Origin of the sequence: Rahnella sp. NRRL B-41462 (assembly GCF_003263525.1) — a bacterium.
GTDB classification, from domain to species: domain Bacteria; phylum Pseudomonadota; class Gammaproteobacteria; order Enterobacterales; family Enterobacteriaceae; genus Rahnella; species Rahnella aceris.
This window is the reverse complement of sequence record NZ_JYDF01000168.1, coordinates 1-8,134: the sequence shown is the minus strand read 5'-3', so window position 1 is coordinate 8,134 and position 8,134 is coordinate 1. Positions and strand designations below refer to the sequence as shown.

8 protein-coding genes are annotated in these 8,134 nt (G+C 55.0%); all 8 read left to right on the top strand.

Going from position 1 to position 8,134, the window contains the following annotated elements; genetic code table 11:
* Positions 1-176: 176 nt before the first annotated feature.
* The 8 genes from UC14_RS25955 to UC14_RS25920 all read left to right on the top strand — a co-directional run bounded on the left by UC14_RS25955 (position 177) and on the right by UC14_RS25920 (position 8,049).
* Positions 177-1,214 (top strand): dipeptidase, encoded by a 1,038-nt coding sequence (locus tag UC14_RS25955; protein WP_013578121.1) that lies wholly within the window; start codon positions 177-179, stop codon positions 1,212-1,214.
* A gap of 170 nt (positions 1,215-1,384) precedes the next feature.
* Complete coding sequence (pqqA, locus tag UC14_RS25950; protein ID WP_013578120.1) at positions 1,385-1,456, top strand: pyrroloquinoline quinone precursor peptide PqqA; 72 nt, start codon at positions 1,385-1,387, stop codon at positions 1,454-1,456.
* A 58-nt stretch (positions 1,457-1,514) separates the two neighbouring features.
* Positions 1,515-2,426: a pyrroloquinoline quinone biosynthesis protein PqqB gene (gene pqqB / locus UC14_RS25945; protein ID WP_014416660.1), complete on the top strand. Its 912-nt coding sequence runs from the start codon at positions 1,515-1,517 to the stop codon at positions 2,424-2,426.
* 11 nt (positions 2,427-2,437) lie between these two features.
* Positions 2,438-3,205: a pyrroloquinoline-quinone synthase PqqC gene (gene pqqC / locus UC14_RS25940; protein WP_013578118.1), complete on the top strand. Its 768-nt coding sequence runs from the start codon at positions 2,438-2,440 to the stop codon at positions 3,203-3,205.
* A 26-nt stretch (positions 3,206-3,231) separates the two neighbouring features.
* Positions 3,232-3,489 carry a pyrroloquinoline quinone biosynthesis peptide chaperone PqqD gene (pqqD, locus tag UC14_RS25935; protein WP_232829744.1) on the top strand — a complete coding sequence of 86 codons (258 nt, stop codon included), beginning with the start codon at positions 3,232-3,234 and terminating at the stop codon, positions 3,487-3,489.
* A complete protein-coding gene (gene pqqE / locus UC14_RS25930; RefSeq protein ID WP_370447509.1) occupies positions 3,476-4,609 on the top strand; it encodes a pyrroloquinoline quinone biosynthesis protein PqqE in 1,134 nt (377 codons plus the stop codon). Before pqqD ends, pqqE begins: the two co-directional genes overlap by 14 nt.
* Positions 4,610-4,616: 7 nt before the next feature.
* Entirely contained in the window at positions 4,617-6,809 is a 2,193-nt protein-coding gene (pqqF, locus tag UC14_RS25925) for a pyrroloquinoline quinone biosynthesis protein PqqF (RefSeq protein ID WP_112198724.1), read from the top strand.
* 112 nt (positions 6,810-6,921) lie between these two features.
* Positions 6,922-8,049, top strand: coding sequence for a GGDEF domain-containing protein (locus UC14_RS25920; RefSeq protein WP_112198723.1), 1,128 nt, complete (start codon positions 6,922-6,924; stop codon positions 8,047-8,049).
* The last annotated feature ends 85 nt before the right edge of the window (positions 8,050-8,134 follow it).

The following is an 8,134-nucleotide window of genomic DNA, read 5'->3' as shown; positions in this document are numbered from 1 at the left end:
CTTCGCAGGGGAGGGAGCTGACTGAGATTTGCCTGACCAGCAGACAAAAGGTCAAAGCCGTATTTTTCTTTCACCTCCACATGAAAACAAGTCAGTCAAATCACTTAACATCACCCAAACAAACCATTACATATTCCGCATACATTTTCGTGCTTTTATAAAGTACCATTAACATCATGAACACCATTCCACATCCCCCTGTCTTCGACGGTCATAACGACCTGTTACTGCGCCTGTGGCTGCATGATGCAGCAGATCCTGCTGCCCTGTTTCTTGATGGCTCACTGGAAGGACATCTCGATCTCAGGCGTTGTCGCCTCGGTGGCTTCGCGGGTGGCTTATTTGCCATTTTCGTACCACCTGATTCGTATATACCACAACTGAAGCCAAATTCTCCGGCTGTGCCTCATGACGCGTTAGCCATCACACAGGCACAGATTTCACTGCTGGAACGTATCGAAACACAGTCATCCGGGCGGGCAAAAACCTGCCGGACGGTCGCCGAAATTGAGCAGTGTATTGCTCACGACGTGCTGGCAATGGTGATGCATATTGAAGGCGCGGAAGCGCTGGGAGATGACTTCTCGCGGCTGGAACTCTGGTATGAAAAAGGGCTGCGCAGCATCGGCCCACTGTGGAATTTACCCAATCAGTTTGGGACCGGCGTGAAAGGCGATTTTCCGGGTTCGCCGGATACCGGTGAGGGCCTGACGCCCGCCGGGCTTGGATTGCTGCGTGAGTGTAACCGGAAAAGGATCTTGTTCGATGTCTCGCACATGAACGAAAGGGCCTTCTGGCAGACGGCAAAATTCAGCGATGCACCGCTGGTTGCCACCCATTCCAATGTGCATGCGCTATGCCCGCAACCGCGCAACCTGACCGATAAACAACTGGCTGCCATTGCGGAAAGCGACGGCTTTGTTGGCGTTAATTTCGGCACAGCGTTTCTGCGGGCGGATGGAAAACGTAACGGTGACACCCCAATCACCGAAATTGTTAAACATCTTGATAACCTTCTTGGTAAACTGGGCGAAGAAAATGTCGGTTTTGGTTCGGATTTCGACGGCATCAATGTGCCGGATGTCCTCGGCGATGTCGCCGGATTGCCGTTACTGATTCAGGCCATGTCTGATGCGGGTTACGGCGACGTATTGATCGAAAAAATCGCCTGCCGTAACTGGCTGAAAGTATTAAAGCAAACGTGGGGTGAATAGTTTTTCATCCGGCATTTTGCGCTAATCCCTGTGGCTTACAGGGCAATATCGGTTTGAGCTCATCGCAACATTTTCTTAGCCAAACCAGCGATATTTGACAATAAGCCGATCACCTGCCGCAATTAAAACGGCAGTGAACTTAAAACTGTAATCACCAAGAGGACGTAATTATGTGGACTAAACCTTCTTTCGAAGACCTGCGTTTAGGCTTAGAAGTGACGCTGTACATTTCTAACCGCTAATCCCTTGTGCCCACGGTTAACTGTGGGCATCTTCCTTCCTTTTCCCCCTGGTTCTCACATGCAGATTATCGTACTTGGTTCCGCGGCAGGCGGCGGCTTCCCTCAGTGGAACTGCAATTGCCGCAACTGTCAGGGCGTTCGCAACGGCACCATGAAAACCTCTCCGCGGACCCAGTCGTCAATTGCCGTCAGCGACAATGGCACCGACTGGGTGCTGTGTAACGCCTCACCGGACATTTGCCACCAGATTGCCGCCACGCCGGAACTGATAAAACACGACGTTTTACGCGGTACCGCCATCGGCTCCATCATCCTGACCGACAGCCAGATTGATCACTGCACCGGCCTGCTGAATTTACGCGAAGGCTGTCCGCATCAGGTGTGGTGCACGCCGGAAGTGCATGAAGATCTCACCACCGGCTTCCCGATTTTCACCATGCTTTCGCACTGGAATGGCGGCCTGCAACACCACGCTATCGGGCCGGAGAAGCGCTTCTCCGTGGCCGTGTGCCCGAATCTGAAATTCACGGCCATTCCGCTGCTGAGTAACGCGCCGCCTTATTCGAAATACCGCGGCAAACCGCTCCCCGGCCACAATATCGCGCTGTTTATTGAAGACACGAAAACCGGCACCTCGCTGCTGTACGCACCGGGTCTGGGCGAGCCAGATGATGAACTGCTGAAGTGGCTGCATAAAGCTGATTGCCTGCTGATTGACGGCACGCTGTGGCAGGACAACGAGCTGGCGACCACCGGCGTCGGCCGCAATACCGGCAAGGACATGGGCCATCTGGCCCTTGCCGAAGAACAAGGGCTGATTGCCCTGCTGTCTTCCCTTCCGGCAGAACGCAAAATTCTCATCCATATTAATAATACCAACCCGATCCTCAATGAAGCCTCTGCCGAGCGGCAGGCACTGACGCAGCAAAACATCGAAGTCAGTTGGGACGGGATGCGCATCGAACTTTAGGTAAAACGATTATGACGACATCTTCAAACCGGACGTCACCGATGACGCCGGAAGCTTTTGAACAGGCGCTGCGGGCCAAAGGCGCGTTTTATCACATCCATCATCCGTACCATATTGCGATGCACAATGGTCAGGCGACGCGCGAGCAAATTCAGGGCTGGGTAGCGAACCGGTTCTATTATCAGACCAGCATTCCGCTGAAAGACGCGGCCATTATGGCCAATTGCCCGGATGCGCAAACCCGACGCAAATGGGTGCAGCGTATTCTCGATCACGACGGCTACGGCGGCAGTGAAGGCGGTATCGAAGCCTGGCTGCGACTGGGGGAAGCGGTCGGTCTGGATCGTGATGTGCTGCTTTCAGAAGAAAAGGTGTTACCGGGTGTACGTTTTGCGGTCGATGCTTACGTTAACTTTGCGCGCCGCGCCGTCTGGCAGGAAGCGGCATGCAGCTCGCTGACTGAACTGTTCGCCCCGCAAATCCATCAGGCGCGTCTCGATACCTGGCCGCAGCATTACAAATGGATTGAGGAAGAAGGTTATGGCTATTTCCGCAGCCGTCTGAGTCAGGCGAATCGCGACGTGGAACACGGCCTGCAACTGGCGCTGGAATACTGCGATACCGTCGAAAAACAGCAGCGCATGCTGGAAATCCTGCAATTCAAACTCGACATTCTGTGGAGCATGCTCGATGCCATGAGCATGGCTTACGAACTGAACCGCCCGCCGTACCACAGCGTGACGCAACAGGCGGTCTGGCATAAAGGACGACTTCTGTGATCACCATTACCGAACACTACACGCCGATGTTCCGTCGCGGCTACCGCATGCAGTTTGAGAAAACGCAGGACTGCCACGTAATTCTGTATCCGGAAGGGATGGCGAAACTTAACGACAGCGCGACCTTCATTTTGCAACTGGTCGACGACGAGCGGACGATTGCCAATATCATCGATGAGCTGAATGCCCGCTTCCCGGAAGCCGGTGGCGTGAATGATGACGTCAAAGATTTCTTCGCTCAGGCCCATGCTCAAAAGTGGATTACCTTCCGTGAACCTGCTTAAACCTGCGGTCAAACCACCGTTGTGGCTGCTGGCCGAACTGACCTACCGCTGCCCGTTGCAATGTCCGTATTGCTCGAACCCGCTTGATTTCGCCAAACAGGAAAAAGAGCTGACCACCGCACAGTGGATCAAAGTGTTCGAAGAAGCGCGGGAAATGGGTGCAGTGCAAATCGGTTTCTCCGGCGGCGAGCCATTGGTGCGTAAAGATTTGCCTGAACTTATCCGTGCTGCCCGCGATCTCGGTTTTTACACCAACCTGATCACGTCCGGTATCGGGCTGACCGAGAAGAAAATCGATGCGTTTGCCGAAGCCGGACTGGATCATATCCAGATCAGTTTTCAGGCCAGCGATGAAACGCTGAACGCCGCACTGGCGGGTAACGCTAAAGCATTCCGGCAAAAACTCGACATGGCAAAAGCGGTGAAAGCCCACGGTTATCCGATGGTGCTGAACTTCGTGCTGCACCGCCATAACATCGACCAGATCGACAAGATTATCGACCTGAGTATCGAGCTGGAAGCCGATGACGTTGAGCTGGCGACCTGTCAGTTTTACGGCTGGGCGCAGCTTAACCGCGAAGGACTATTGCCGACCCGCGAGCAGATCGCCCGCGCCGAAAATGTGGTGCATCAGTATCGCGAGAAAATGGCGGGCACCGGTAATCTGGCCAACCTGCTGTTTGTGACGCCCGATTATTACGAAGAACGTCCGAAAGGCTGCATGGGCGGCTGGGGAGCGATATTCCTCAGTGTGACGCCGGAAGGCATGGCGCTGCCGTGCCACAGCGCGCGTCAGTTGCCGGTCGAATTCCCGTCTGTACTGGAAAATACCTTGCAGGAAATCTGGTACGACTCGTTCGGCTTTAACAAATACCGCGGCTTCGACTGGATGCCGGAACCCTGCCGTTCCTGTTCTGAAAAAGAGAAAGACTTCGGCGGCTGCCGCTGTCAGGCGTTTATGCTCACCGGCAACGCCGACAACGCCGATCCGGTGTGCTCCAAATCCGAACATCATGGCAAAATTGTGGCAGCTCGCGAACAGGCCAACTGCACCAACATTCAGATCAATCAGTTGCAGTTCCGCAACCGCGCGAACTCGCAGTTGATTTTTAAAGGCTGAGGGTCTGATGCTGCCAGCCGTACACACCCTGACACTGGCTAACGGATTGCGGGTCAATATTCTTCACGACCCACAGGCCTCGCGTGCTGCCGCACTCATTCATTTGGATGCCGGAAGTCATCACGAACCGCCCGCGTTTCCCGGTCTGGCGCACCTGTTCGAGCACGTCGTGTTTGCCGGAAGCCGTCAGTTTCAGGGTGATGAACGGCTGATGATGTGGGCGCAGTCCGAAGGAGCGCGACTCAACGCCAGCACGCACGCCACCTCGACGGCGTGGTTTTTCGATATGACACCGGCAAAGTTTGCAGACGGTCTGGCGCGTCTGACGGATATGCTGGCGCAACCTTTGCTGGCAACGGAGGCCGTGCAGCAGGAAGTGGCGGTGATCGACGCCGAATACCGCATGCTGACCGGTCATGCGGATTCCCTTTGTAATGCGGCGCTGAGTCTGGCCTTTGCGGCTCCGGCACAACTGCATGATTTTCACGTCGGTAACCGTACCGCTTTCGGTGAGGATATTTCCGCTCTGCAACAGGCACTGACGGACTATCATCAGCAATTCTTCACCGCAGGGCAGCTCACGTTGTGGTTACAGGGGCCGCAATCTGTCGCTGAACTGACCACGCTGGCAGAGCGTTACGGCAATGCCTTTGTTGCCTGCAACGGTTCTCAGCCAGCGCCTGCTCAGCCTCTGGTATTGCGCGACGAACGCCATCTGCAATTGCGTCTTGACGGGTCACCACGACTGCGTTTTTCGTTCCCGGTCACGCCCTCGCCCGCGCTGACGTTATTGCGTCAGCTCCTGGCGGATGAAGCACCGGGCAGTTTGCTGGATCAACTTCGAACCCAGGCGCTGGCAGACAGCGTGCAGGTTTCGCTGCCGTACGCATCCGACAGTGACGCTATTCTCAGTATTGAATTTCTCGTCTGCGATACCACGCCTGTTTTATGTGCACGTGTGGAAACACTGTTCTGCCACTGGCTGCAACAGATTCATGCTTTACGCACCGGGCATTTGCAACATTACATTGCCCTCGCGCATCGCGATTTCAGCCGCCTGACGCCGTTGGATCAACTGCGCGCCCGCACCCTGGATTTCCCGCCCGCCGCGCATAACGGCTGGCAGATATTGCTCAGCGAGTTAAAGCCGGAAAACATGACGCGGCTGTGGATTGCGCCGGATGTGTCTGGTCAAAACACCCCGGTAAAAGGCTTCACCCTGCCGGTCAGTTTTAAAGAATGGCAATCACAATGTGACAACGTCACGAAATCACCTTTTAGGTTTTACCTCCCGTCCGCCGGAATCACGCTTAAAACAGGGGAAAGCATCCTGACCACCGGTGCCCCGCTGACCTTACTTCAGGCGTGTATCGCCCGCGCCAGCCTGCGCGCCCTTTGCGCGCAATCTGCCCATGCAGGTCATTCTCTGGTGTTTACCTGTGCGCAGGGCAACGGATTATTACAACTTAGCGGCTCTCAGGCATGGGCGACGCGCACGCTCGCCACGGCGCTCGAACTGCTGCGCGCGCCTTCTCCCGCCGCGCTGGCACAAGGCAAACGGCTGTTTGAGCAGGAACAGCATCAGCTGGCATCGGATATCGCGATACGCACCCTGCTGGCAAAACTGCCGGAAGTGGTCAGCAGCTCGTCAGGCGGAGTGCATGAATTCACGACCGCCGGAGACGATGCTGCGGTATTGCTATTCTGTCCGCTGGCGGAAAACACCGCTGAATGCCTGGCCGCCACGCAGATTTTAGCGTCGTTCCTCGAACCCAAATTCTTCCAGCAATTGCGCGTCGAAAAAAATGTCGGATACGTAGTGAGTTGCCGTTTCCATCAGACCGCCCGCCAGTCCGGCATTTTGTTTGCATTACAATCGCCGACGTATAGCGCAGAAACACTGCTGGGGTTTATCCATACGTTTATCGCGCAGATCCCGGCCATCATTGACGGCATTACCCCGGAGACACTGGAAGAAAAGCGCTGCGTGTTGCGGGAATCGCTTAGCGCGCGGCCCGCTGACAGGCTGGAAGCGGCGAGGCAGCAATGGTTAAGGGAGTTTGCCTTTGCGCCCCCCGTGAATGAGATGGTCATCGCGGGCGTAACTGGGGAACAACTGGCTGCCTGTCTACGAACACCGGACAACGCCTTCCCCTGCGAAGGGGAGGGTTGGGGTATTACAAAAAAATCAAGAAGTTGATGTCTGCTTTGGCCATCGTTTCGTCCTTAAAACCCCTCCCGGCCTCCGCAGGGGGAGGAGTAAAAACTCTTCCTCGTCTACACTATCCACGAAGACGACGTTAAGGAAAACCATGCAAAAAACCACTCACACGCGGCAAGACACAGCGTTTAACGCCCTGCTGGATCACTATAAAAAAGCCTCACTGCGCATCAGCGCTATCTGGTTGCTGCTCGCCAATCTTGGTTTTGTGCTTTTTTTATTCGGACGTCATCAGTTCAGGGTATTACTGGATCCGAACGCCGACGTGGCGGTTTCCGGTCCGGTTCTGGATAATTTAGCCCTGATTTTCCTGGTATTTTTTATCATTCTTTTGCCCGTGCTGCGCTTCATACGCTCACGTACGCCCGCGATGATACTGGCGTTTCTGGTCGGTTTATTCTGGGCCGTGGTGTTCCATTTCATGCTGGCCAGTGACACGCAGCAACAACTGGTCTTCCCGCTGTTCTGTATGCTGATTTTTACGGCGCTGATTGCGCTGTACCCGACCATGCCGATCCTTTACAGCTTCACATTACCGCTGTGGTTTTCATTATTTTTTCATCTGGTACTGCTGAAAGCGGATATTCCGATTCTGGAAATCGCTGCGATGATTGTCGTCAGCGCCCTGTTTGAAAGCGCGCGTATTATGCTCAGCCGCTGGTTTGTCCTTTCTGTCAGGCGGGAATGCGACAACCAGTTGCTGGTCAGCAAGCTGGATAATCTGGCGCATTATGATCCGCTGACGGGCGTAGCGAACCGCCGCCAGCTTGATAATCAGCTTGAACAACTGATTGCGCAAACGGAACGTCAGGGCGGCACCTTTTCCCTGATCATGATTGACGTGGATTATTTCAAAAAATACAACGACCATTACGGCCATCAGGCCGGAGATACTTGTCTGGTGGGCATCGCGGAGTGTTTTAAACAGGTCGTAAGACAACCGGCCGATCTGGTGGCCCGTTATGGCGGTGAGGAGTTTGTGATCCTGCTGCACAGCGCCACCGCCGACGATGCGGAGGTCGTCGCGGAACGCATCAGGCAAAGCGTAACGCAGGCGGCTATCCCGCACGCCTTATCACAGGTGGCAGACACGGTGACGGTCAGCCAGGGCATTATGCAATGGTCGCCGGGCATGACTTCGCTGGAATTACTCAAACGTGCCGACGGTGCGCTGTATGACGCCAAACATGCAGGCAGAAACGGCTATTGCGTGGGGTAATGAAACAGGGCGTGGCTTCAAACGGAAGTTGCGCCCTCTGCATTTTACAAGGTCGCGCGATGCAACTGATTCCGTCCGTAAACCA